20 protein-coding genes are annotated in these 23794 nt (G+C 55.3%); 15 read left to right on the top strand and 5 right to left on the bottom strand.

Annotated elements, in window-relative coordinates:
* Positions 1–21 precede the first annotated feature (21 nt).
* The 8 genes from anfD to ACMYSO_RS02225 all read left to right on the top strand — a co-directional run bounded on the left by anfD (position 22) and on the right by ACMYSO_RS02225 (position 7855).
* On the top strand, positions 22–1593 hold the full coding sequence (anfD, locus tag ACMYSO_RS02260; protein WP_434669067.1) for a nitrogenase iron-iron protein, alpha chain: 1572 nt from the start codon (positions 22–24) through the stop codon (positions 1591–1593).
* Complete coding sequence (anfG, locus tag ACMYSO_RS02255; protein ID WP_434669066.1) at positions 1590–1934, top strand: Fe-only nitrogenase subunit delta; 345 nt, start codon at positions 1590–1592, stop codon at positions 1932–1934. Before anfD ends, anfG begins: the two co-directional genes overlap by 4 nt.
* A 12-nt stretch (positions 1935–1946) precedes the next feature.
* Positions 1947–3335: a Fe-only nitrogenase subunit beta gene (gene anfK, locus ACMYSO_RS02250; RefSeq protein ID WP_434669065.1), complete on the top strand. Its 1389-nt coding sequence runs from the start codon at positions 1947–1949 to the stop codon at positions 3333–3335.
* Between the two features lie 52 nt (positions 3336–3387).
* A complete protein-coding gene (locus ACMYSO_RS02245; protein WP_434669064.1) occupies positions 3388–3807 on the top strand; it encodes a hypothetical protein in 420 nt (139 codons plus the stop codon).
* Complete coding sequence (locus ACMYSO_RS02240; protein WP_434670715.1) at positions 3807–4307, top strand: pyridoxamine 5'-phosphate oxidase family protein; 501 nt, start codon at positions 3807–3809, stop codon at positions 4305–4307. Before ACMYSO_RS02245 ends, ACMYSO_RS02240 begins: the two co-directional genes overlap by 1 nt.
* A gap of 15 nt (positions 4308–4322) precedes the next feature.
* Positions 4323–4940, top strand: coding sequence for a Fe-only nitrogenase accessory AnfO family protein (locus ACMYSO_RS02235; protein WP_434669063.1), 618 nt, complete (start codon positions 4323–4325; stop codon positions 4938–4940).
* 210 nt (positions 4941–5150) lie between these two features.
* Positions 5151–6764: a sigma-54 interaction domain-containing protein gene (locus ACMYSO_RS02230; protein ID WP_434669062.1), complete on the top strand. Its 1614-nt coding sequence runs from the start codon at positions 5151–5153 to the stop codon at positions 6762–6764.
* A 2-nt stretch (positions 6765–6766) separates the two neighbouring features.
* Positions 6767–7855 carry a sigma 54-interacting transcriptional regulator gene (locus tag ACMYSO_RS02225; RefSeq protein WP_434669061.1) on the top strand — a complete coding sequence of 363 codons (1089 nt, stop codon included), beginning with the start codon at positions 6767–6769 and terminating at the stop codon, positions 7853–7855.
* Positions 7856–7873: 18 nt separating this feature from the next.
* On the opposite strand, the gene ACMYSO_RS02220 is transcribed toward ACMYSO_RS02225, so the two are convergent.
* Positions 7874–8698 (bottom strand): isocitrate lyase/PEP mutase family protein, encoded by an 825-nt coding sequence (locus ACMYSO_RS02220; protein WP_434669060.1) that lies wholly within the window; start codon positions 8696–8698, stop codon positions 7874–7876.
* 22 nt (positions 8699–8720) lie between these two features.
* On the opposite strand from ACMYSO_RS02220, the gene ACMYSO_RS02215 reads away from it, so the two are divergent.
* The 6 genes from ACMYSO_RS02215 to ACMYSO_RS02190 all read left to right on the top strand — a co-directional run bounded on the left by ACMYSO_RS02215 (position 8721) and on the right by ACMYSO_RS02190 (position 18207).
* Positions 8721–9014, top strand: a complete 294-nt coding sequence (locus ACMYSO_RS02215) for a hypothetical protein (protein WP_434669059.1) — start codon at positions 8721–8723, stop codon at positions 9012–9014.
* Positions 9007–10458: a circularly permuted type 2 ATP-grasp protein gene (locus tag ACMYSO_RS02210; protein ID WP_434669058.1), complete on the top strand. Its 1452-nt coding sequence runs from the start codon at positions 9007–9009 to the stop codon at positions 10456–10458. Before ACMYSO_RS02215 ends, ACMYSO_RS02210 begins: the two co-directional genes overlap by 8 nt.
* 5 nt (positions 10459–10463) lie before the next feature.
* The gene (locus tag ACMYSO_RS02205) at positions 10464–11408 is read left to right on the top strand and encodes an alpha-E domain-containing protein (protein WP_434584672.1); all 945 of its coding nucleotides are present in this window, start codon (positions 10464–10466) and stop codon (positions 11406–11408) included.
* Positions 11405–14749 (top strand): DUF2126 domain-containing protein, encoded by a 3345-nt coding sequence (locus ACMYSO_RS02200; protein WP_434669057.1) that lies wholly within the window; start codon positions 11405–11407, stop codon positions 14747–14749. The genes ACMYSO_RS02205 and ACMYSO_RS02200 overlap by 4 nt, the downstream gene beginning before the upstream one ends.
* 24 nt (positions 14750–14773) lie before the next feature.
* A complete protein-coding gene (locus ACMYSO_RS02195) occupies positions 14774–17320 on the top strand; it encodes a circularly permuted type 2 ATP-grasp protein (RefSeq protein WP_434669056.1) in 2547 nt (848 codons plus the stop codon).
* A gap of 62 nt (positions 17321–17382) precedes the next feature.
* The gene (locus ACMYSO_RS02190) at positions 17383–18207 is read left to right on the top strand and encodes a transglutaminase family protein (RefSeq protein WP_434669055.1); all 825 of its coding nucleotides are present in this window, start codon (positions 17383–17385) and stop codon (positions 18205–18207) included.
* A gap of 43 nt (positions 18208–18250) precedes the next feature.
* Here ACMYSO_RS02190 and ACMYSO_RS02185 read toward each other — a convergent pair whose 3' ends face one another.
* The 4 genes from ACMYSO_RS02185 to ACMYSO_RS02170 form a co-directional block, all read right to left on the bottom strand.
* Positions 18251–19012, bottom strand: coding sequence for an amino acid ABC transporter ATP-binding protein (locus ACMYSO_RS02185; RefSeq protein WP_434669054.1), 762 nt, complete (start codon positions 19010–19012; stop codon positions 18251–18253).
* An 8-nt stretch (positions 19013–19020) separates the two neighbouring features.
* Positions 19021–20121 carry an amino acid ABC transporter permease gene (locus ACMYSO_RS02180; protein WP_434669053.1) on the bottom strand — a complete coding sequence of 367 codons (1101 nt, stop codon included), beginning with the start codon at positions 20119–20121 and terminating at the stop codon, positions 19021–19023.
* Between the two features lie 15 nt (positions 20122–20136).
* Positions 20137–21315, bottom strand: coding sequence for an amino acid ABC transporter permease (locus ACMYSO_RS02175; RefSeq protein ID WP_434669052.1), 1179 nt, complete (start codon positions 21313–21315; stop codon positions 20137–20139).
* A 67-nt stretch (positions 21316–21382) separates the two neighbouring features.
* Positions 21383–22408: an amino acid ABC transporter substrate-binding protein gene (locus ACMYSO_RS02170; protein WP_434669051.1), complete on the bottom strand. Its 1026-nt coding sequence runs from the start codon at positions 22406–22408 to the stop codon at positions 21383–21385.
* Between the two features lie 578 nt (positions 22409–22986).
* Between ACMYSO_RS02170 and ACMYSO_RS02165 the strand changes: the two genes are divergently transcribed.
* A complete protein-coding gene (locus ACMYSO_RS02165; RefSeq protein WP_434669050.1) occupies positions 22987–23589 on the top strand; it encodes a DJ-1/PfpI family protein in 603 nt (200 codons plus the stop codon).
* Positions 23590–23794: the final 205 nt, after the last annotated feature.

Below are 23794 nucleotides of genomic sequence, written 5' to 3'. Positions count from 1 at the left end.
TTATCAGATGGGGTGAGTGATATGCCTTACCATGAATTTGAGTGCAGCAAATGCATTCCTGAACGTAAACAACACGCGGTTGTAAAAGGGGAAGGTGAGGATATTACCTCGGCACTTCCCTTAGGGTATCTGAATACCATTCCGGGGACTATTTCAGAACGTGGGTGCGCATATTGTGGGGCCAAGCATGTTATTGGCACTCCAATGAAAGATGTGATTCATATTAGTCACGGCCCGGTGGGCTGTACGTATGATACGTGGCAGACCAAACGTTATATCAGCGATAACGATAACTTCCAGCTGAAATACACCTTCGCGACCGATATGAAAGAAAAGCATATTGTTTTTGGCGCGGAGAAAGTCCTGCGTAATAACATTATTGAAGCCTTTGATGCCCACCCGACGATCAAACGCATGACTATTTATCAGACCTGCGCCTCGGCCCTGATTGGCGATGATATCGCGGCGATTGCCCAGGAGATCATGGACGAGCGGCCGGATGTCGATATTTTCGTCTGTAACTCGCCGGGCTTTGCTGGCCCCAGTCAATCAGGCGGGCACCACAAAATCAATATCGCCTGGGTTAACCAGAAAGTGGGTACCGTTGAGCCCGTGATAACCAGCGATTACGTCATTAACTATGTGGGGGAGTACAACATTCAGGGCGACCAGGAAGTGATGGTCGATTTCTTCAAGCGAATGGGGATCCAGGTACTCTCGACATTTACCGGAAATGGTTCGTATGACGACCTGCGCGCGATGCACAAAGCGCATCTCAACGTCCTCGAGTGCGCCCGCTCAGCGGAATATATCTGCAATGAACTGCGCGTGCGCTACGGTATTCCGCGTCTGGATATCGACGGTTTTGGCTTCGGGCCGTTGTCCGACTCACTGCGTAAAATCGGCCTTTTCTTCGGGATAGAGGATCGCGCGCAGGCGATTATCGATGAAGAAGTGGCGCGCTGGAAACCTGAGCTGGACTGGTACAGGGAACGGTTGAAAGGCAAAAAAGTCTGCCTCTGGCCGGGGGGCTCCAAGCTGTGGCACTGGGCACATGTGATCCATGAAGAGATGGGCGTGGAAGTGGTCTCGCTGTATACCAAATTCGGCCACCAGGGCGATATGGAAAAGGGGATTGCCCGCTGTGAAGCCGGCGCGCTCGCAATCGACGACCCTAATGAACTGGAGTCGCTGGAGGCGATGTACACCCTCAAACCGGACGTTATTTTTACCGGTAAGCGTCCCGGCGAAGTGGCGAAGAAAATTCGTGTGCCGTACCTCAACGCGCATGCCTATCACAATGGCCCTTATAAAGGCTTTGAAGGCTGGGTGCGTTTCGCACGTGATATCTACAACGCGATTTACTCGCCGGTCCATCAGCTGGCACAGCTCGATATCAGCCAGGACACAATCCCAACGACTCAGGGCTTCGCCACGGCGCGGATGCTCTCTGACGCCGGGCTAAGCGATGAGATACGCAACAGCCCGGACATGCGTGAATACACAGGCGGCTACGACAGCGTGACCAAATTGCGTCAACGCGAATACCCCGATTTTTCAGGGGATGCCCACGACCGACAGGAGGCCGTATGACCCAGGAGGAACAGATTGAGCAGATGGTGGATTACATCATGAAGCACTGCCTGTGGCAGTTTCACTCCCGCCACTGGGACCGGGAAAAACAGAATGCTGGAGTCCTGGGAAAAACCCGTGAGCTGCTGTGTGACGAACCCGTCACCCTGGAAACCCCCGCCGATCGTTGCTACTGGGCAGATGCACGGGTCCTGGCGGATGCATGGCGCGCGCGTTTTGTCTGGCTGCAGTCGATGAGCGTCGAGGGGATTGCCACGCTGATGGATGCGCTGCATCAGCGCCTGAACTACCTGACTATTACCGGTTCACTCAACGCAGAGCTGACCGATAAGCGTTACTAAGAGGGGTGGACCATGTCTTGTGAACTGAAAGCGAAAGATCGCACCGGGGTGATCAATCCCATTTTTACCTGCCAGCCTGCGGGGGCGCAGTACGTCAGTATTGGCATTAAAGACTGTATCGGCATTGTCCACGGAGGACAGGGCTGTGTGATGTTTGTCCGTTTATTGATTTCCCAGCATCTGAAAGAGAGCTTCGAGATTGCGTCGTCGTCGGTTCATGAAGATGGTGCGGTGTTTGGTGCACTTGACCGCGTGGAGCAAGCGGTGGATGTGCTGTTAATGCGCTATCCCCACGTCAAAGTTATCCCGATTATAACGACCTGTTCTACGGAGGTGATCGGTGACGACGTGGATGGTGTGGTACGTAAACTCAACGATGGCCTGTTGAAGGAGAAATATCCGGGTCGGGAAGTACACCTTATCCCCATCCATACGCCGAGTTTTGTTGGCAGCATGATCAGCGGTTACGACCTTGCCGTGCGAGACATGGTGAAATATTTTGCCCGCAAAAGCGAGCCTGACGGCAAGCTGAATCTGATTACCGGCTGGGTTAATCCAGGGGATGTGACGGCTCTGAAGCATCTGCTGGCAGAAATGGAAATCGACGCGACGGTCCTGTTTGAAATCGAAGGGTTTGATTCGCCGCTGATGCCGTCCGGCAACCATGTGTCCCACGGTAATACCACGATTGCCGATCTGGTTGGTACCGCGAATGCGACCGCGACCCTGGCCCTCAATCGCTATGAAGGTGCAAAAGCAGCCCGCTATCTGGAGGAGACTTTTGACGTACCTGCGGTGATTGGCCCAACGCCGATTGGTATTCGGAACACCGATACCTTTTTGCAAACCCTCAAAAACCTGACCGGCAAACCGATTCCGCCATCGCTGGTGCGTGAACGCGGTATTGCTCTCGATGCCCTGACCGACCTGGTACACATGTTTCTCGCCGATAAAAAGGTGGCGATTTACGGCAATCCGGACCTTGTGGTGGGGCTGGCGGAGTTCTGTCTCGACCTTGAGATGAAACCGGTACTGCTGCTGCTCGGGGACGACAACGTCGGATACGGGAACGACCCCCGTATCCAGGCGCTGCAACAGCAGGTGGATTACCCAATGGAGATTGTCACCAACGCCGACCTTTGGGAAATGGAGAAGCGCATCACCGAAGGTTCTCTGGAACTGGATTTGATACTCGGGCATTCAAAAGGACGCTTTACCGCCATCGATAACCAGATCCCGATGGTCAGAGTCGGTTTTCCCACCTATGACCGCGCCGGTCATTATCGTCACCCGGTGGTGGGCTATGCCGGGGCTATCTGGCTCGCTGAGCAGATGGCCAACACGCTGTTCACCGATATGGAATACAAGAAAAATAAAGAGTGGATCCTCAACGTCTGGTAGTCGCCACAGCTTAAGCCGGGGGCAACCCCGGCCATTTTTCTGGAGGAAATCTATGTCGTCGTTACTGTTTGAAAGCGACCACCAGCGCTTTAGCCGCTGTCATCAACACGCCCGCGGCTATCATCACCGGGCGCGTCTGCTGGTGGATCAGACCCGGTCAGCAAGTCTGGTATTTAACGTTGGCGCCATTGCGGTGGAGTGTTATCTCATCGCACTCTGCGCCCTGCACGGGGATATGCCGCTCAACCACAACTACCGTAGCCTGCTGCACAGTATTGAAGCACACGTTGCGGTTGACGACGCGCTACGCCAGAGCATTCTGTCGCTGGATACCATCTTCGGCATCTGTTCGATTGATGATTACCATCACGGCGTCCCGGATGAACATGACGGACGGCGCATTCTGGCGCTATGCGACGCTCTCGACGCGTTGATCGGCACACAACAGATCATGCTTGCGGAGAGACCGTGATGCAGACAACGTCATTAATGCCAGGCCACCCGCACGGCGAGATGCGTCGGGATGAACGCGAGCTGACTGAACCGGCAGATCTCGACGCCATTTTGTCGCAGGAGAGAGTGATGTATATCGCCTTATCCAGCAACGATGTGCCGTTTCTGCTACCGGTGTTCTACGTGTGGGACGGCTCATCCCTCTATTTTCATTCGGCCCGTGCAGGCAGCAAAATTGAGATCATGAAACGAAACCCGGCAATCTGTTTTGCCATCTCCCAATATGGTGGGGTGGTCGAAGACGCTCTGGCCTGTAATTACGAAGCGCGGCATCGCACGGTCATTGGTCTGGGACAAACACATTTTGTTGAGGATGATGCGGAAAAAATAGCCATGCTCCACCAGCTGATGGCGCGCTTTAGCGACAAAAACTTCACCTTTCCAGCCGCAAACCTGACGGCGACGCAGGTTATTCGCATCGAGATTACGTCGATGAAGGGTAAACAGCACGGCTTTTGAGCACAGGAGCATGTCATGAAGATCGCCGTATTTGTTGATGAACAGGGTATCACGGCGCCTGTGGGGCAGTCCGGCTACGTCGATGTCTATACCCGAGATGCGGGACAGTGGCAACGCGGTCAGCGCATTCCCTTTACGCTCTTACCGTCGCTGACGCTAGAGCAGATTCGCCAGCGCACGCTTGCCATGCTGGCTGAACTGGCGCCATGTCGGCATTTTGTTGCCAGCGAGATCCACGGTGCGCTGCTGGCCTGGCTAGACGGTATGGGGCTTACCATGTGGAAAACCAGCGGCAGGCCGGAGGTGTTTCTGGATCGTATCGCCGCGCAGATACCGTCAGTACCTGAACTTGAACTTGAACCTGCGCCGGTGCTGCCCCTGCCATTTATCCAGCCCGCCGGGAGTGAAGGGGCATTTCGTGTAGATTTGCTGGCGGCTTTACACAGTGGCGGAGCGCACACCTCGAAGCGGCTGCTGATGCCGTTCTTCGAGCAACAGCAGTTTAGCTCGCTGGAGATCCTCTGCGACCACCTGCCAAAGTGGTTTTCCACGCTGAACCCGGCACGTTTTGCCTGGCGTGTTACCCCGCGCGGCGACGGTACGCTCAGCGTTATGGTGGTGCCTGTACGCTAATGTACGAAAGCCAACAATAATGTACCTGGCGGAACACTGACTCCCGTTGTCCGCGCCAGGGGTCGAATAAAATCAAATAAATTCAAATCCTTATATTGCATGCCTTTCAGGTTGTACTGGCGTTGATTTTGCATCAGCGAAGGCTGGCGGTTGAACGCCGCCTGCTCGTGAGTCTGACCGTCTATTAATCGGGTTATCGGGAGAAACGCGATGCACCTTGAGAAAAGAGCTTTTAACCTGACCGGCGCGGCACTGTCGCCTCTTACGGAACCGCTGTCGTTCAGCTGTCGTTTAGGGGAATGCCGTTCTGAACTGATGCCGCTGCTCTCGGAAGTCAGCAAAGTGGTGAGCGCGGAGGGCAAACTGTCGCGAACCCTGAAGCTGGTGCTGGAACTGATGCAAAAACATATGCAGGTGATCCGCGCGATGATCACCCTCTATGACGCCAGCTGCGATCAAATCTTTATCCATGAAAGCTACGGCCTGTCGCCTGAAGAGGTTGAAAAAGGGGTCTACGCGCCAGGGGAAGGCATCACCGGCAGGGTGATTGAGACGCGGCAGCCTATTGTGGTGCCACATATTGCCGACGATCCCTTATTCCTTAACCGTACCGGCAGTTGGGATAAACAGCGCGATGGTCAGCACTCGTTTATTTGTGTGCCGATTATCCGTGGTCTAAAGGTGATGGGCACCATCGGTATTGAGCGGGTTTACAACAATGTCCAACTGCGCTTTTTAGATCTGGAGGTGCTGCGGGTCATTGCGGCCATTATTGCCCAGGCGGTGGAACTCCATCTGCTGGAACGCGCGCACAAAAAGGTGCTGCGGGCGCACAGCACGGCCATCAGCCAACGTGCGGAAAAGTTTAAGCCTGCCAATATCATTGGGAATTCCCGTGCTATGCAGGCGGTATATCAGCTGATAAACAAAGTCAGCCATGCCCGCACCACCGTACTGATCCTTGGGGAGAGCGGGGTGGGTAAAGAACGGGTTGCCACGGCTATTCACCAGAACAGCCACTGTTCAACGGGCCCCTTTATCAAATTCAACTGTGCATCATTGCCGGAGAGCGTGATTGAAAGCGAGCTTTTTGGCCATGAGAAAGGGGCGTTTACCGGAGCCATCTCACGGCGTGCGGGCCGTTTTGAAGAGGCGGATGGTGGTACGATTTTTCTGGATGAAGTGGGTGAGCTGTCGCCTTCGGCGCAATCCAAACTGCTGCGGGTGATACAGGAACGCAGCTTTGAACGCGTGGGCAGTAACGACACGCTGCAGGTTAACGTGCGGATCCTCGCGGCGACCCATCGGGATCTCAGTGAAATGGTCGAGAAAGGGACGTTTCGTGAAGATCTCTACTATCGGCTGAACGTCTTCCCGGTGACCATCCCTCCGTTACGTGAACGCGGGAACGATATTTTTATTCTTGCCGATCACTTTAACGCCTGGTTCGCTCGTGAACAGGGGGTTGAGATCCCCACTATCGCCACACCGGCATTGAATATGCTGCTTAACTACGACTGGCCCGGCAATGTCCGGGAGCTGGAAAACGTGATGGAACGGGCGGTGTTGTTGGCAGATGAAGGGATCATTAATGCCTGGCATCTGCCGCTGTCGTTGCAACCGGTTATTGACCATCTGGCGGAGCAGGACGGGTTGGAGGCGCGCCTGTCACGGGTGGAATATGACCTGATTGTCGAAGCGCTGGGTATGTTTCAGGGAAATATCTCACGTGCCGCCGCACATCTGAATATGACGCGCCGGGCGCTGGGACTGAGGCTGGAAAAATACCGGCTGAACTACAAACAGTTTCGGGAGCAAGCCTGACGATGCCGCGTAACCCTCCAGATAGCATCCACACCCCTGAGCGCCCGACCCCGCGACAAGGCGAATCCCGGCCGCTGATTGCCCATTCGCCGGCGATGAAACAGGTGCTGGCCCGGTTGCAACAATATGCACCAGTCAACACGCCGGTTCTGCTGCGCGGAGAAGCCGGCACCGGAAAAGACACTATTGCTCGTGCACTGCATCGTGGGTCGCCGTGGCGAGCGGGGCCTTTTGTGAAGCTGGCTTGCGATCATGTGGCAGAAGAGGAGGTGCTGCAGGTGTTACTCGGCGATGCCATGCGCACGCCATCGGTGCCCGGCGCGTTAGCGCAGGCGGCAGGGGGAACGCTATTTTTAAGTGAGATTGGCCACTTTTCATTACGTCTGCAGCAGCTGCTGCTCCTGTTGCTTGAGCAGCGTTCTTTTCTTTCTCCGGTGGATAACCGCAACTGCTCCGGAGATGCCCGACTGATATGTGCCAGCGAGTGTCATCTGGAAGCGCAGGTGGCGCAGGGCACTTTTTTACCTGCGCTCTATTACCGTCTGCACGTTGCCAGCATTCCGCTTCCGCCGCTGCGCGATCGCCTGGAGGATCTGCCGGAGTTGGTGGCGGATTTTTTCCAGCGCTTTAATCGTCGTAATCGCCTTCAGGTTTCGTTGGACTCGCAGGCGCTTTCGCCGCTGTACGTCTGCCAGTGGCCGGAAAACCAGCGCGATCTGGAAAATTGTCTGGAATATGCGCTGCTGCATCGTCAGAGCGATGTTATTACCCAACTGCCCTGTATCCAGGGGCGATGCTTGCGCAAACAGCTGAATCTGCGCATTGAAAACTACAGTCAACGGCGGAGAAACGCGCCGCTGCCAACACAGACTGACGGATGGGATCCTTGCCGGACTCCCGCTAATGTGCAGGCTCCGGCGGCGATGGCGGTCAATGGTAGCGACGCGCAGGATGATATCCGGCATCGCTTTATTACGGCGCTGGAGAAAAGCGGCTGGGTTAAAGCGAAAGCGGCGCGTTTGCTCAATATCACCCCACGCCAGCTCTATTATGCGCTGAACAAGCTGAATATTGAGGTGCGGAAGTTCTGAGTGTTAATCCAGTCAGCGCTAAAATTGCGATGGCGGGCGGAAAAACGCCTCCAGTGCGGAAAAGCTGATGGCCTGTTTTGAATACGAGAAGGTGCCATCACGACTCACCTCCTGGGCGGCCTCAATAAACGCGCCATAGGCATATCTCGCCAGCGAGGCGCCCACGCTGATACGCCGCACGCCAGCCTGTGACAGTTCATCAACGCTGTAGACGTTCCCAGGCAATCCCATCACCACATTGACCGGTTTAGTCACCGCGCTGCAGACGGTTTTAATCATTTTAAGGTCATGAATTCCGGGTGCGTAGAGGACATCCGCGCCTGCTTTTTCAAATGCCTGCAGCCTCAGAATAGTCGCATCGAGGTCCCGATATCCCCACATGAAATTCTCCGCGCGGGCGGTAATGACAAAATCAGGATCGCAGGCATCACGTGATTCCGCTGCCGCTGCAATTCTGTCGACCGCGAGGCCCATATCGAAGATAGGCTTTTCTGCATGGCCGGTATGATCCTCAAGGGAACAACCTGCTAGCCCGGCCGCCACGGCAATGTTAATGGTTTGCGCTGCGCTCTGCGGACTGTCGCCGATGCCTTTTTCAAGATCCGCAGATACCGGCAGGGAAGTCGCTTGGGCGATCGTCCGGCAATGGTCAATCATCTGTTGCCACGGCACCTGACCTTCAGGCATCCCCAGAGAAAAGGCCAGGCCAGCGCTGGTGGTGGCGAGCGCCGCGAACCCCATGCGCTCAAGTATTCTGGCGGTTCCCGCATCCCACGGATTGGGAATGACAAAGATAGTGCCGGAATCATGAAGAAGGCGAAATACGCTGCTTTTACTGCTCATAAACACGCTCCGGTACGTAAAAGTGATGGGGCTATCAGGCCGTCAGTCAGAAGTAAAAGCACTGTCTTATTTTGGTGCCCCACTGAAATTTCCCTGCATCATAATGATGCAGCCTGTCAGTGAATACGACGACGGTGACGTTTTTATCTCATTGATATTAAATGCAATAATCAATGGCATGCTTTATGCTTATCTTTGTGAGACTGACGATAACGGCATTCACTATTTCAGGCAAATCAAAGGGGGCTGGTTCCGTATAGGTGAAGTAACTATTGCCACGATCGGCTATTTAACAAGGAACAATGCTGATGCATAAACTCATAAAAAACTACGAAGCCGATGTCTATTTCGACGAGCTGATCGACCATGAGGGTAATCCCCGCCTTTCCGCACAGCGATTGATCCAATGCCTTGATTCACTGCCGCCAGATGAACTGGAAAAACGTCGACTGACGGCAGAAGCGACGATCCAGGAAATGGGCATTAGTTTTACGGTGTATACCGATAAAGGGAATATCGACAGGATCTGGCCATTCGATATTATTCCCCGCACCATTGATGCCAAAGACTGGGCAATCGCCGAAACCGGCCTGAAGCAGCGCCTTACCGCCCTGAACCGCTTTATCAATGACCTGTACAATGAACAACTGTGCATCAAAGATGGCATTATTCCCGAATATATCATTAAGGAATCGAAAAATTTCCGCCCCGAGTGTGTCGGCATGAAACCGCCGTATGGCGTATGGGCGCATATTTGCGGCACCGATTTAGTCCGGGATGAAACCGGGCAGTTCTACGTCCTGGAAGATAACCTGCGGGTTCCCTCCGGCGTCTCCTATATGCTGGAAAACCGCGCCATTACCAAGCGCGTCCTGCCTGAACTGTTTGAAAGTGACGATATCAAACCGATTGATGCCTATCCGGCACAGCTGCTGGAAACCCTGACGGCCCTGTCGCCGCGGCAGATTGAACGCCCGGAAATCGTGGTGCTGACCCCGGGGATTTATAATTCCGCCTATTTCGAGCATGCCTTCCTGGCCCAGCAAATGGGGGTTGAACTTGTGGAGGGGGCCGATCTGTTTGTCGGCGACGACGACTGCGTCTACACCAAAACGATCTATGGCCCGGAGCGGGTGGACGTCATTTACCGGCGCATTGACGATATGTTCCTCGACCCGGAAGTCTTCCATCCTGAGTCGATTCTCGGCGTGCCTGGCCTGATGCGGGCCTGGAAAGCCGGAAACGTGGCGCTGGCTAATGCGCCGGGTGCCGGAGTGGCGGACGACAAGGTGGTCTATGCGTATGTGCCGGACCTGATTCGTTACTATCTCGACGAAGAGCCGATTCTCCCGAATGTTGAAACCTTCCTCTGCCAGAACGATGACCACCGCGAATACGTACTGCAGAATCTGGATAAGCTGGTGGTGAAGCCGGCCAACGAATCCGGCGGTTATGGCATGCTGGTTGGGCCGCACTCGACCAAAAAAGAGCAGCAGATGTTTGCTGAACTGATCCAGGAAAATCCCCGCAATTATATTGCTCAGCCGACGCTGAAGCTCTCCACCGCACCGGCGCTCATCGCCAAAGATTATCTCGAGCCGCGCCACCTTGATTTACGCCCGTTTATTTTGCAAAGCAAAGAGACCTACGTGACCACCGGCGGCCTGACGCGGGTGGCGATGAAAAAAGGTTCGTTAGTTGTTAACTCATCGCAGGGCGGTGGCAGTAAGGATACCTGGATCGTGGAGAGCAAACGATAATGAACATGCTATCAAGAGTTGCGGCGCGCCTGTACTGGAGCGCGCGTTATCTGGAGCGCGTGGAGAATATCGCGCGGTTAGTCAGCGTGTATGATGATCTGCTTTACGATCTGCCACGCGATATCGCCGTCTCCTGGTATAACCTGATTGAAATTAACAGCGGCGTCGCTTTGTTTAGCCAGCGCTATAAGATTAAAGACGAACGCAATGTCCTGAAGTTTCTACTGGCCGACGAGAGCAACCCCGATTCGCTGCTGTCGTCATTAAAAATGGTCCGTGAAAATATCCGGACCAGCCGCGATGTGGTGCCGGGCGAAATGTGGGAGCTGATTAATGAGCTGGATCTTTACGCCAGACAGAATATCCGCCTGGGGATCAACCGCTCCGAACGGCATACTTACCTTAATACCGTTATTGAAGGCTGCCAGAAAATTATCGGTCTGCTGACCGGGTCGATGAGTCGCGATGCCGGTTGGCATTTTCTCAACATGGGGCGCTATCTCGAACGCGCCGATATGAATACGCGCATTCTGGACGCCGCGAACTCCTTGATGATGCAGGCGCGTGAGGAAGAGAGCATCAAGCTAGGCCAGGTGGTGTGGTCTAAGGTGCTCAAATCGCAAAGCGCCTATCTCAGCTTTCGCCGGGTGATGCGCTGTTCGATTAAAGGCTCGTTGGTGGTCACTTTGCTGCTCACCGATGGCCATTTTCCCCGCTCGCAGCGCTATTGCCTGCAGCAAATCAAGCTGGCCGCCGCTGAACTGCCGCGGGCCTCTGCCGTTGCCGATCACATCGACAGTCTTCTGCTTGCAACCCGCGGCGTCGATAATTCACACGATCTGAACCGCGAATTCAGCCAGTACCTTAATGAGGTTCAGCTTAGCCTGATCGCGCTTCATCACCTGATTACCGATAACTGGTTTCATTTCCTGCAAGGGGATGCCGTATGACCATCCGGGTTGCGATTCAACATACTACGACGTACGAGTTCGATCGTTTGATCAACGTGGCGCCGCATATATTGCGCCTGCGGCCTGCACCGCATTCACGTACCCATATTCATGGCTACTCCCTGAAGGTGACGCCCGAGGACCACTTCATTAACTGGCAGCAGGATCCGTTCGGCAATTATCAGGCGCGGCTGGTGTTTCCGGAAAAAATGAAACGCCTTGAGTTTGCCGTGGAGGTGATCGCGGATATGACCGTGATCAACCCCTTCGACTTCTTTATTGAAGAGTATGCCGAACATTTCCCCTTTGCTTATGATGCCTTGATGCAGGAAGAACTCGCGCCGTATCTGAAGATAACCGAGCAGAGTCCGGAACTGGATGCCTGGCTGGACAGCGTTGATTGCGAAGAAATGGTGCCCATCGTGACCTTCCTGGTGCAGCTCAATAGCCGGCTGGCCAACGAAATTGATTATGGTATTCGCCTGGAGCCTGGCGTGCAGACCTGCCAGGAAACCCTGATGTTGCAAAAAGGCTCGTGTCGGGATACTTCGTGGTTACTGGTGCAGATACTGCGGCATTTGGGGCTGGCAGCACGCTTTGCTTCCGGCTATCTGGTGCAGCTGACTGCCGATGTGAAGGCGCTCGACGGTCCGTCAGGCCCGGAACAGGACTTCACCGATCTGCACGCCTGGTGCGAAGTCTATCTTCCCGGTGCCGGTTGGGTGGGGCTGGATCCGACCAGCGGCCTGTTCGCCGGTGAAGGGCATATTCCTTTAGCCTGCACGGCCGACCCGCAGTCTGCGGCCCCGATTACCGGCGCAACCGACCCGTGCGAATGTGAATTTAGCTATACCAACATCGTCACCCGCATTCATGAAGATCCGCGAGTCACGCGGCCTTACAGCGAAGATGAATGGCAGAACATTAATGCGCTGGGACGCGCCGTTGACGTTGAGCTGCAGGCCAACGATGTCCGCCTGACCATGGGGGGCGAGCCGACGTTTATCTCCATCGATGATATGGATTCCCCACAGTGGAATACCGAAGCGCTGGGCAAGGACAAATTACGTCTCGCCAAAGATCTGTTGCTGAGGCTAAAAGCGCAGTTCAGTCACGGGGGATTACTGCACTATGGTCAGGGTAAGTGGTATCCGGGTGAGGAAGTCCCGCGCTGGGCGCTGGGGTGTTTCTGGCGCACCGACGGCGAGGCGCTGTGGCACGATCCGCAGCTTGCGGCCCGCGTCGATCGGGATTACGGTCACGACATCGCTGATGCGCAGCGCTTTGGCCAGACACTGTGTCGCCAGTTAGGCGTTGATACCGGTTTTCTGCAACCTGCCTATGAAGATGCGCTCTACTATCTGTGGCTGGAGCGCGGGCTACCGGAAGGGGCCGATCCGAGGAAGGCGAATCTCGATGATGACCTCGAACGGCGACGGTTGGCAGGTTTACTTAGCCGCGGGATAGAAAGCGCAACGGGCTACATTCTGCCCGTTGAGTTTGATGGCCAACAGTGGCGCAGTAGCAACTGGCCGATGCGTGGCGGGCTGATCACGCTGATCCCCGGAGACAGCGCCATGGGCTACCGCCTGCCGCTTAATTCGCTGCCGGCACTTACCGAGGACGATCGCGTCAGCGAACGCGATCCTTTCGAGCCGCGTGAACCGCTGCCTGTCTTTACGCTTGGGGAGACGGTGGCCGCTCCCGCTGCCCGGCAGGCCCAGCAGCAACAAAAACCGACCGCTAACGGCAGTCAGAGCGTGGTCCGCACCGCGCTGTGCCTCGAACCGCGCGAGGGCAAGCTTCATCTGTTCCTGCCGCCGGTCACTCATCTGGAGAATTATGTCGCCCTGATCCACGCGGTCGAAGCAACGGCCAGCGCGTTGCATCTCCCGGTGGTGATTGAAGGCTATGAACCGCCGAAAGATCCCCGCGTGCAGAAGCTGTTGCTGACGCCAGATCCTGGCGTTATCGAAGTCAATATTCACCCGGCCAGCCACTGGGACGAGCTGGTTCATAATATTGAAACGCTGTATGAGCAGGCGCACCAGACCCGACTGGGAGCCGAGAAGTTTATGCTTGATGGGCGCCACACCGGCACCGGGGGCGGTAACCACGTGACCCTGGGCGGCGTTACGCCCGCCGACAGCCCGGTACTGCGGCGTCCTGACTTGCTGCGCAGCCTGGTAACCTACTGGCAGCATCATCCCGGCCTGTCGTATTTATTTTCCGGAATGTTTATCGGCCCAACCAGCCAGGCGCCGCGCCCGGATGAAGGGCGCGATGAAGTCCTCTATGAAATGGAGATCGCCTTCCAGAATATGCCGGAAGGGCTGGTTGATACGCCATGGCTGGTGGACCGGCTGATGCGCAACCTGCTGGTGGATGTCACCGGGAATACCCATCGCTCAGAGTTTTGCATCGACAAACTGTACTCCGCGGGCAGCAGCAGCGGCCGTCTGGGGCTGCTGGAGTTTCGTGGCTTTGAAATGCCGCCTCACGCGCGCATGTCGCTGGTGCAATTGCTGCTGCTCCGCTGCCTGGTAGCGCGTTTCTGGAATGAGCCGTATCACAAGCCGCTGGTCCGTTGGGGCACCCAGCTGCATGATAAATTTATGTTGCCGCATTACGTCTGGCAGGACATCAAAGAGGTCGTGGATGACCTGCAGCGGCATGGCTATCCGTTCAAACTGGCGTGGCTGCTACCGTTTGAGGAGTTCCGTTTCCCGCATTATGGTCGCCAGCAAATTGATGATATTGAGCTGGAGCTTCGTTGGGCCATCGAGCCGTGGCACGTGCTGGGCGAGGAAGTGACGCTGTCCGGGACCTCACGCTATGTGGACTCTTCCGTTGAACGCATTCAGGTTCGCCTGTCGGGGATGACGGAAGGCCGCTATGTGCTGGCGTGCAACGGCCGCCGCGTGCCGCTGCGCTCGACCGGCAGGCAAGGGGAGATGGTCGGTGCGGTTCGTTATCGGGCCTGGGCACCGCCGTCGGCGCTGCACCCGACGCTGGGGGTGAATACGCCACTGGTGTTTGACTTGATCGATACCTGGAACGGGCTTTCCATTGGCGGCTGTAGCTATCGGGTCAGCCATCCCGGCGGGCGCAACTACGACACGCGGCCGGTTAACAGCAATGAAGCTGAGGCCCGGCGCGTCAACCGCTTCTGGGATCATGGCTTCACCCAGGGGGCGTTGATCCCTCCGCCGGCCTTCAGCGCGCTCAGGACATTCTATGAGCACGAACAGGTTCCACGCCCGATGGCTCCGCCTGCGGAAGAGCCTGGTGACGAATACCCGCATACGTTGGACCTTCGCAGGAAGTCTACTAGGATTTAGTTTTGAGCCGGGTAATCAGCATACATGACAGCTTCTTTTTCTGAATCAAGCGCGCCGGCCTGTGAGCCGGCCTCTTTCTCTGTCGGGAATGCGCCGACAGCCATCTATAACGAAGCCTGCGATCTGACCAATACCCTCCGCCCGCACTGGGCGGAGGTGATCAACAGCGTCAGCGAGATGGGCGTGGAGGGGATGGAAAACCGTCTTCGCCAGGCTCAGCGTATTTTGCGCGATGATGGCGCAACCTATAACCTCAATGGCGATCCGCTTTCGCCGAATGTCTGGGCGCTGGATATCATTCCGACGCTGCTGGCGGAAGAGGAGTGGTCAGCCGTGGAACGCGGGCTGGCGCAGCGTTCGCGACTGTTCGATCTGATGCTAAAAGATCTTTATGGTGAACAACGGTTGCTGAAAGACGGGATTATTCCGTCGGAAATTATCTTTTCTCACCCTGGTTTTCTGCGTCAATGCCATGGCATCCGCCTGCCGGGGGCGCACAATTTGATTTTCCATGCGGTCGATGTGGTGCGCGGTGGCGATGGTCAGTTTGTGGCGATTGGCGATCGGACCCAGGCGCCGAGCGGCACCGGCTACGTTCTGGAAAACCGTATTGCCGTTTCCCGTGTGCTGCCCTCACTGTTTCGCAACAGCCATGTGCGGCGGCTTTCCGGGTTCTTTCATGCGCTACGCCATACCCTGGCGAGTCTCGCCAGCCATAAAACCGATACCCCACGCATTGTCGTCCTGACGCCCGGAGCCTACAGCAGCACCTATTTTGAACATGCCTATCTGGCGAACTATCTCGGTTTTCAGCTGGTACAAGGCGGTGACCTGACCGTACGGAATGGCAGAGTATGGCTAAAATCCCTGAACGGTCTGTCGGAAGTTGATGTGATTCTGCGCCGGATGGATGACGCCTACTGCGACCAGACGGAACTGCGCGCTGACTCGCGACTGGGTGTGCCGGGGCTGCTTGAAGTGGTGCGCAACGGCAACGTGGTGCTGGCAAACCCGCTGGGCTCCGGGGTTCTTGAAGCACCGGCCCTGTTGGCGTTCCTCGCGGACATCAGCCAGTATTTACTTGGCGAACCGCTATCGATTCCCACGGTGAAAACCTGGTGGTGCGGGCGCGCGGAAGATCGCGATTTTGTGATTAGCCACCTTGAGCAGTTGATCATCAAACCGGCCTACCGCAGTTTTGACAGCAAAAGTATCTACGGCCATAGCCTCGATGCTGATAGCCGCAAACTGATTATTCAGCAGATTACCGCCAGCCCACACAACTACGTGGCACAGGCCTATGTCCCAGGCTCACACGTCCCGGTCTGGGATAATCAGCGCATTGAATATCGGCCCACTATCTTCCGGGCGTTTACCGTCGCCACGGCGCAAGGGTACTGCGTGATGCCTGGAACCCTGTCGCGGGTGGCCGAGTCGGCTGAGGAGTGTATTGTCAGCGATTTATCCGGCGCGCGCAGTAAAGATACGTGGATACTCGGGGAAAATGACGATACTACGCTGCCGCCGCTGATGGATTCTTTGCCGCGTGATGAGGGAAATTTGCCCAGCCGGGTGATCGAAAATCTGTTCTGGTTTGGCCGCTATGCGGAACGCGCGGAAATGAGCCTGCGCCTGATCCGTATTCTGTTCAAACAGCTCAACGGCGTTGAGTATTTTATGCCTGAAAGCCGCGACATTCTGTTGGGGGCATTATCTGCACTGACCGGAACGTTGCCTGAAAGCGATGCGCCTGACGATCTGAATCATGAACTCGCATCGCTGGTTTGCGACGGTCAGCGCACCGGCTCCATCAAGTTTAATATCCTTAATATGCTGGCCTGCGGCGAGCAGGTCAAAGAGATGCTTTCGGCCGATACACGGATTATTATCAATGAATTACGCGATTATATTCGTACCGTAGAGGTTGCTTATCAAGACGGGCTGCCGGAGCTGCCGGAAGAGTCACTGGATAATCTGGTCACCTCTTTGCTGGCGTTATCCGGGCTAAATCATGAGAGCATGCTGCGCGGTATGGACTGGCGATTCCAGGAAATTGGCCGGCGCGCCGAGCGGGCGCGTCTGACCGCCATTCTGCTGAAGCACACGCTCACCCCCGCGGTACCGGGTCTACAGCAACAGCAAATTCTGGAATCGGTGCTGATGAGCGTTGAGGCGCTGATTTCTTTCCGTCGCCGCTATCGCGGGCAGATGAATATCATTTCCGGCCTGGACTTATTAATGCTGGACGGGACGAACCCACGTTCGTTGATTTATCAGGTCGACCGGCTGCGCAAATACCTCCTCGATCTGCCGCGCCAGGAGGCCCAGACCTCCAGCCTGACGTCAGACCTGCGGCCGATCATTAAATCCCTGACGGATATTCAGCTTGCGGAGATCGATCTGCTGGCGCAGATCGATGAAAACAGCGGGCAACGTGAACAACTGGACGCCCTGATGACCCAGATAATCAGCCAGCTGGAGCAATTTACCACCTTGCTGAGCGACAAGTACTTCGATCATGCCGACGGGCCACAGCAACTGATTAACGCGCAGTGGAAGACTGACCTATGAAATATCGGGTTCGACACCTTACCAGGTACCAGTACAATTCGCCGGTGACGCTATGTTACAACATGACACACCTGTTGCCGCGTAATACCACCAGCCAGCGCTGTTTACAGCGTCGGATTACCGTCACGCCGATGCCGGTTTACCAGAACGAGGGAAGTGATTATTTTGGCAACCAGACCTTTTATTTTTCGATTCAGGTACCGCACGACACGCTCACCATTGAGATGGAGAGTGAGTTTGAGATCGATGAAATCCACCACGCAGATCTGCTGCATAGCCACGCGCTGACCTGCGGTGAGTATCGATACCTGCTGCATGCCTGCCCAACGCCAGACCTGCGCATGGCAAAAGAGTATGTGCTGGATTCCGGGTTAATCCGTCGTTCGGAACGGCTGGCCAGCTATGCGGCGGATCTGTTCCACGATGATACCCCGGTGCTGCAGGCCGCAATGGCGTTGACCCATCGTATTTTTACCGAGTTTACTTTCGACCCGGTGGCGACCAGCGTCAGCACGCCGCCCGAACAGGTCTTAGAAGAAAAACGCGGCGTCTGTCAGGACTTTGCCCATCTGGCAATTGCCTGCCTGCGTTCCGTCGGCTTACCTGCGCGTTATATCAGCGGCTATATCGAAACGCTGCCGCCAGAGGGGCAGGAAAAACTTGTCGGGACCGATGCGTCACATGCCTGGTTTGCCATTTTTATCCCTGATAGCGGCTGGCTGGAGTTTGATCCGACCAACGATCTTATGCCTCAAGGGCAACATATCGTGACCGCATGGGGCAGGGATTATGCCGATGTCACGCCATTACAGGGGGTGATTTTCGACGGCGGAGCCACGCTGGCGCTGGAAGTGGCGGTAGATGTGCAGCGCCAGGAAGCCAGCTGAGTGAAACCGCCCCTCAGCACTGAGGGGCGGTTTGCGTGCAGGTTTAGTGGATCACTTGAGACAGGAACGCCCGGGTACGTTCTGATTGAGGGTTGGAGAAGAACTCCTGCGGCGGCGCCTGTTCGACAATTTCGCCGCGGTCCATAAAGATCACCCGATCGGCCACCGTACGAGCAAAGCCCATTTCATGAGTGACGCACAGCATCGTCATGCCGTCTTCTGCCAGACCAATCATGGTATCGAGCACCTCTTTGACCATCTCCGGATCCAGCGCGGAGGTCGGCTCATCAAACAACATGATTTTGGGCTTCATGCACAAGGAACGAGCAATCGCCACGCGCTGCTGCTGGCCCCCGGAAAGCTGTCCTGGGAATTTATGTGCATGTTCCGCAATGCGGACACGTTGCAGATAGTGCATGGCCAGGGCTTCCGCTTCTTTGGTCGGCATCTTACGCACCCAGGTCGGCGCCAGGGTGCAGTTCTGCAACACGGTCAGGTGAGGGAAAAGGTTAAAGTGCTGGAAGACCATGCCGACTTCAGTTCGCACACGTTCAATGTTGCGGACATCATCGTTGAGATGAATGCCATCCACGACAATACGCCCTTGCTGGTGTTCTTCCAGGTGGTTGATGCAGCGGATGGTGGTCGATTTCCCCGAACCTGAAGGCCCGCAAAGGACAATGCGTTCGCGCGGCTTCACCTGCAGGTTTATATCTTTTAATACGTGAAACTGGCCGTACCATTTGTTCACATTTTCGAGCGAGATCATCATTGCGTCAGCAGAATTAGTCATTGTATGTGTCATGTAAAACCTCAGTGCGATTTACGCCCGGTGTGAAAGCGCTTTTCCAGATACTGGCTGTAGCGCGACATGCTAAAACAGAAAATCCAGTAGACCAGCGCGGCAAAAACATAGCCCTCTGTCGACATCCCCAACCAGGTGGGGTCAACCGTGGCCTGTTGTACGCTACTGAAAAGATCGAACAGGCCGATAATGATCACCAGGCTGGTGTCTTTAAACAGCGCAATAATGGTGTTGACCAACCCGGGGATGGTGAGCTTCAACGCCTGGGGGAGAATAACCAGCGCCTGGGTTTTCCAGTAGCCCAGCGCTAGCGATTCCGCCGCTTCATATTGCCCCTTGGGGAGCGCCTGCAGACCGCCGCGCACCACTTCGGCAATATAGGCCGACTGGAACAGGATCACCCCGACCAGGGCGCGTACCAGTTTATCGATAGTGGTCCCTTCGGCCATAAACAGCGGCAGCATCACCGATGACATAAACAGCACGGTAATCAGCGGCACGCCTCGCCAGAATTCGATAAAAATCACCGACAGCGTTCGCACCACCGGCATGGTTGAGCGCCGCCCCAACGCCAGCAAAATCCCCAGCGGCAACGCCCCGGCAATGCCCACAGAGGCGATAATCAACGTCAGCGTCAGGCCGCCCCATTGGCGGGTTTCGACGCGCTCGAGGCCGAAGAAACCGCCGTACATCAGGAACCAGACCACCAGCGGATAGGCCACCGCCCAGCAGGCGATATACCGGCCCCGACGCGGCATCGATTTGATAAACATCGGAACGATCGACAGCAGACCAATGACCAGCGCGAGGTTAATACGCCAGCGCAGTTCATGCGGATACAGCCCATACATAAACTGGCCAAAGCGGGCATGGATAAATACCCAGCAGGCGCCTTCTTTGGTGCAGTCGGCACGGGTGGTTCCCAACCAGTTCGCCTGGAAGACCAGCCAGTTCAACGCCGGTGGGATCACGCTCCAGATAATCCACAGGCATAGCAGGGTTAGCAGGGAGTTCGTCCAGCTGGAGAACAGGTTTTTACGTACCCAGGCCCAGGCTTTACTCGCCGGGTTGGTCGGCACTGGCGGTGTTTCATGTGTAGTAACAGACATAGTCATTCCGTTCTCTTAACGCTCGACCAGCGCGATTTTGCGGTTGTAGAGGTTCATCAGTAGCGAAATTATCAGACTGATAATCAGGTACACCGCCATGGTGATGGCAATGGTTTCGATCGCCTGACCGGTTTGATTCAGCACCGTACCGGCAAACAGCGAAACCATATCCGGGTAGCCGATTGCCGCCGCCAGTGAGGAGTTTTTCACAATGTTGAGATACTGACTGGTCAGCGGTGGAATGATGACCCGCATCGCTTGCGGGATGATCACCTGGCGCATGGTCACGGGATTCGGCAAGCCCAGCGAACGTGCCGCTTCACTTTGTCCGTGAGGGACCGACTGAATACCGGAACGGATCACCTCGGCAATAAACGACGAGGTGTAGATCGACAGCGCCAGCGTCAGCGAAGCCAGCTCCGGGATCATCACGAAACCACCGCGGAAGTTGAAGCCGCGCAGCTGTGGGACATCCCAGTGGGTGGCGGCGCCAAACAGCAGGTGGGCGGCCAGCGGGAAGACGATGATCATCCCGGCGGCCAACGGCCAGGTCCGCCGTGGCTGACCGGTTTTCAACTGATGCTGCCGGTTGTAATGGCGCAAGCCGATGCTGCCGGCGATAGCTAATCCGAGAGCAATGATGAATGGCCAACTGCCGGGCGCCCAGGTGGGCCAGGGGATGTAAAGCCCGCGGTTGCTGACAAAAGCCAGATCGAAGGCGCTTAATGCTTCTCGCGGGCCGGGTAAATTACGCAGCACGGCGAAATACCAGAAGAAAATCTGCAGCAACGGCGGGATGTTACGGAAGGTCTCGATATAGATAGTTGAAAGCCGACGCAGCAGCCAGTTATCCGACAGCCGCGCCAGACCGATAAAGAACCCGAGTACGGAGGCAAAAACAATACACAGCGCGGAAACCAGCAAGGTGTTGGTTAACCCTACGAGGAAGACGCGCGCGTAGGTATCACCCTCCGAGTAATCAATCAGATGCTGGACGATGCCGAACCCGGCGCTACGATCAAGAAAACCAAAACCGGAGGTGATACCGCGGTTGGCCAGGTTGATCACCGTGTTATGGATCAAATATCCCACGACAGCGAACACAGCCACAATGGCGGTTATCTGGTAAAGCCAGGCGCGAACCGTAGGATTACCGAACGAAAAATCCCTTTTTACGGTTGGGCGTTGCGACATGATGAAACCTCAATCAAAAAAGCGCATTGGGTACCGCAGGGTTGCGGTACCCGACTGGAAGGCAGAATTAACGTACCGGCGGTGCGTACTGGATGCCGCCCTGGTTCCAGAGCGCATTCTGGCCACGCGCGATTTTGAGAGCGCTGTCTTTGCCGACGTTGCGGTCAAAGCTTTCCTGGTAGTTACCGACCTGCTTGATGATGTTGAACGCCCATTTGTTGTCGAGCTTGAGGTCTTTGCCGAAGTCACCTTCCGCGCCCAGCAGGTGCGCGATATCCGGGTTGGACGGTTTCGCCGCAATTTGATCGACGTTTGCTGAGGTAATGCCCATTTCTTCCGCATTCAGCATGGCGTACAGCGACCATTTGACGATGGTGAACCAGTCGTCATCACCTCGGCGTACCACCGGGCCCAGCGGTTCTTTCGAAATCACTTCCGGCAGCACGATAAACTCATCCGGTTTGCCGAGCTTAATACGCAGTGCATACAGCTGAGACTGGTCGGAAGCCAGGGTATCGCAACGACCGCTGTCGAGGGCTTTAGCGGACTCATCAGAGCGGTCGAAGGTCACCGGGGTGTATTGCATCTTGTTGGCTTTGAAGTAATCCGCCACGTTCAGCTCGGTATCCGTACCGGCCTGGATACAGACGGTGGCTCCATCCAGCTCTTTCGCGCTTTTGAGGCCCGCTTTTTGGTGGGTCAGGAAGCCGATCCCGTCATAATAGTTGACCCCGGCGAACAAGAATCCCATCCCGCCATCGCGAGACGACGTCCAGGTGGTATTGCGGGACAAAATGTCCACTTCGCCAGATTGCAGCGCGGTGAAACGCTCTTTTGCCGTCAGCGGGGTGTATTTGACCTTGCTGGCGTCACCAAACACCGCCGCCGCCGTCGCCCGACAGAGATCCACATCAATACCGGTGAATTTGCCGCTCGCATCGGCATAGGAGAAGCCCGGCAAACCATCACTGATACCGCACTGAACAAACCCTTTTTTCTTAATTGCATCCAACGTGGTGCCAGCATGCGCTTGCTGCGCGACAGCGAACAGAGACGCGGCGGCAACCAGAGTGGAGAGCATCATTTTTTTCATAAAGCATCCTGTATGGAGAAATCGTGTTGTTATGTGGTTGTGTGTGCATTTAACCGTACGTTTTTTTTACTGTGTCGGTCTGCCACGTCGATAAAGGCAATTTTGATGCCATCTTTTTATCTTGATGAAACATATAGACATATTTATTTATCCGCGGAGGTACCCAGAAAGTTATGGATATTCCCGAGCACCAAAAAGGAACAATACGAGCCGTTATTGTCGAAAAAGGTGCAAGCGTTTCACAAAAACAAAGCACGGCGTGGAGACGGTCAGCGCAGCGTTGTGTTGATGGCCGCAACGGCGCCAGGGCCTGTACCTCGCGGCTTTGAGGAATATTTGTGCAAGAGAAGGGGGAAGGTATCGCCCACAGGCAGAAGGGCGGAAAAGTAAAATCCACACACTATGTGATGCAACTATAGCCAGCATGATGACGATAACTGTTTCATCCTGGCATCATTCGATTTCTGTATTTTGGCAGCGCAAATAATTCAGGGAATATCGCTAATACCAGGATAATGTTGATCGGGTTTATAAATTCTATTTTGCGGTTTTCTTTGTACCTCCAGGGGAGTGAATCTATGCCTGTAAACGTGGGGATCTATATTTTCGATAATGTTGAAGTGCTCGATTTCGCCGGGCCTTATGAGGTCTTTACCTGTGCTTCCAGGGTGCATCGGGGAGAGCCGGCATTGTTTAATGTCTTCACGATCGGTGAAACGCAGGACACCATCCATGCACGCGCCGGCCTGAAGCTGACCCCGGAAGTGACAATTGACAACCATCCGCCAATCGACTGCCTGATCGTTCCCGGAGGCGTTGTGGATGCAGAGCTGAAAAAGGAGTCGGTCATTGCGTGGATCCGCCAGCAGTCCTTCACCACGACCATCACCGCATCGGTATGCACGGGGGCATTTTTACTCGCGAAGGCTGGTTTGTTGACCGACAAGTCGGCCACCACCCATTGGGAGGATATCGTCGATCTGCGGACCATGTTCCCGCAGCTAGATGTAAAAGAGGGTGTGCGCTGGGTCGATGAAGGGCAGATTGTCTCTTCCGCCGGTATCTCTGCGGGTATTGATATGTGCCTGCATTTAGTTGAACGCCTGGCTGACAGAACACTGGCAGAACGGACCGCGAGACAGTTGGCGTTTGACTGGACCGAGAATAGCGCAGGGGCGTGAGGTGTTGAAGAGAACGAAAGATGCGCCTGCAGGCGCATTTTTTTGTTGTATGCCCCCCATCGGAGATGGCGAACAGTCATTACGTTATTTTCTGGAAGTTTAACTTTCTGCCGTTTCGTTAAAAAGCATAATGTTCTTAAAAATAAAAACGCGCAGCTTTAATGATCGAATAAATAAGCATTTTAAGACATTCATCCACATCATG

Source organism: Klebsiella sp. B345 (assembly GCF_051131735.1).
GTDB lineage: Bacteria > Pseudomonadota > Gammaproteobacteria > Enterobacterales > Enterobacteriaceae > Klebsiella.
The sequence above is the reverse complement of the archived record's forward strand: the minus strand, read 5'-3'. Positions and strand labels throughout refer to the sequence as shown.

Bases quoted from the DNA above. Each gene is read 5' to 3' on its own strand.
- ACMYSO_RS02220 (WP_434669060.1), bottom strand. From the start codon at position 8,698: ATGAGCAGTAAAAGCAGCGTATTTCGCCTTCTTCATGATTCCGGCACT.
- ACMYSO_RS02205 (WP_434584672.1), top strand. From the start codon at position 10,464: ATGCTATCAAGAGTTGCGGCGCGCCTGTACTGGAGCGCGCGTTATCTG.
- anfG (WP_434669066.1), top strand. From the start codon at position 1,590: ATGACCCAGGAGGAACAGATTGAGCAGATGGTGGATTACATCATGAAG.
- ACMYSO_RS02245 (WP_434669064.1), top strand. From the start codon at position 3,388: ATGTCGTCGTTACTGTTTGAAAGCGACCACCAGCGCTTTAGCCGCTGT.
- ACMYSO_RS02180 (WP_434669053.1), bottom strand. From the start codon at position 20,121: ATGTCTGTTACTACACATGAAACACCGCCAGTGCCGACCAACCCGGCG.
- ACMYSO_RS02195 (WP_434669056.1), top strand. From the start codon at position 14,774: ATGACAGCTTCTTTTTCTGAATCAAGCGCGCCGGCCTGTGAGCCGGCC.
- ACMYSO_RS02235 (WP_434669063.1), top strand. From the start codon at position 4,323: ATGAAGATCGCCGTATTTGTTGATGAACAGGGTATCACGGCGCCTGTG.
- ACMYSO_RS02170 (WP_434669051.1), bottom strand. From the start codon at position 22,408: ATGAAAAAAATGATGCTCTCCACTCTGGTTGCCGCCGCGTCTCTGTTC.
- ACMYSO_RS02185 (WP_434669054.1), bottom strand. From the start codon at position 19,012: ATGACACATACAATGACTAATTCTGCTGACGCAATGATGATCTCGCTC.
- ACMYSO_RS02190 (WP_434669055.1), top strand. From the start codon at position 17,383: ATGACACACCTGTTGCCGCGTAATACCACCAGCCAGCGCTGTTTACAG.
- ACMYSO_RS02165 (WP_434669050.1), top strand. From the start codon at position 22,987: ATGCCTGTAAACGTGGGGATCTATATTTTCGATAATGTTGAAGTGCTC.
- ACMYSO_RS02230 (WP_434669062.1), top strand. From the start codon at position 5,151: ATGCACCTTGAGAAAAGAGCTTTTAACCTGACCGGCGCGGCACTGTCG.
- ACMYSO_RS02175 (WP_434669052.1), bottom strand. From the start codon at position 21,315: ATGTCGCAACGCCCAACCGTAAAAAGGGATTTTTCGTTCGGTAATCCT.
- anfD (WP_434669067.1), top strand. From the start codon at position 22: ATGCCTTACCATGAATTTGAGTGCAGCAAATGCATTCCTGAACGTAAA.
- ACMYSO_RS02225 (WP_434669061.1), top strand. From the start codon at position 6,767: ATGCCGCGTAACCCTCCAGATAGCATCCACACCCCTGAGCGCCCGACC.
- anfK (WP_434669065.1), top strand. From the start codon at position 1,947: ATGTCTTGTGAACTGAAAGCGAAAGATCGCACCGGGGTGATCAATCCC.
- ACMYSO_RS02240 (WP_434670715.1), top strand. From the start codon at position 3,807: ATGCAGACAACGTCATTAATGCCAGGCCACCCGCACGGCGAGATGCGT.
- ACMYSO_RS02210 (WP_434669058.1), top strand. From the start codon at position 9,007: ATGCATAAACTCATAAAAAACTACGAAGCCGATGTCTATTTCGACGAG.
- ACMYSO_RS02200 (WP_434669057.1), top strand. From the start codon at position 11,405: ATGACCATCCGGGTTGCGATTCAACATACTACGACGTACGAGTTCGAT.